The 551-nt window shown below is 51.4% G+C and carries 4 tRNA genes and 1 rRNA gene; all 5 read left to right on the top strand.

Annotated elements, in window-relative coordinates:
- Positions 1-62 precede the first annotated feature (62 nt).
- The 5 genes from rrf (at position 63) to V7728_RS20415 (ending at position 549) form a co-directional block, all read left to right on the top strand.
- Positions 63-178 (top strand): 5S ribosomal RNA (gene rrf, locus V7728_RS20395).
- A 9-nt stretch (positions 179-187) separates the two neighbouring features.
- Positions 188-262 (top strand) — tRNA-Asn (locus V7728_RS20400).
- A 5-nt stretch (positions 263-267) separates the two neighbouring features.
- Positions 268-358, top strand: a tRNA-Ser gene (locus V7728_RS20405).
- 36 nt (positions 359-394) lie between these two features.
- Positions 395-466: transfer RNA gene (locus tag V7728_RS20410), tRNA-Glu, on the top strand.
- 10 nt (positions 467-476) lie between these two features.
- A tRNA-Val gene (locus V7728_RS20415) sits at positions 477-549 on the top strand.
- Positions 550-551: the final 2 nt, after the last annotated feature.

Consider the following 551-nt stretch of genomic DNA (forward strand, 5'->3'; position numbering starts at 1 on the left):
TTTTTAAAAAAACTCTTGCTTTTTCTGAAATACATAGTATAATAATACATGTCACTAAAACGTCTGGTGATGATGGCGAAGAGGTCACACCCGTTCCCATGCCGAACACGGAAGTTAAGCTCTTCAGCGCCGATGGTAGTCGGGGGGTTCCCCCTGTGAGAGTAGGACATCGCCAGGCAGACTTCATTCCGCAGTAGCTCAGTGGTAGAGCTATCGGCTGTTAACCGATCGGTCGTAGGTTCGAATCCTACCTGCGGAGCCATTTATGGAGAGCTGTCCGAGTGGCCGAAGGAGCACGATTGGAAATCGTGTAGGCGGTAACCCCGTCTCAAGGGTTCGAATCCCTTGCTCTCCGCCACTAATTATCAATACATAACAAACGAAAAAATACCAGGGCCCGTTGGTCAAGCGGTTAAGACACCGCCCTTTCACGGCGGTAACACGGGTTCGAATCCCGTACGGGTCACTTATATGATGGAGGATTAGCTCAGCTGGGAGAGCATCTGCCTTACAAGCAGAGGGTCGGCGGTTCGAGCCCGTCATCCTCCACC

This window comes from Bacillus sp. JHAA, from assembly GCF_036961585.1.
GTDB lineage: Bacteria > Bacillota > Bacilli > Bacillales > Bacillaceae > Bacillus > Bacillus velezensis.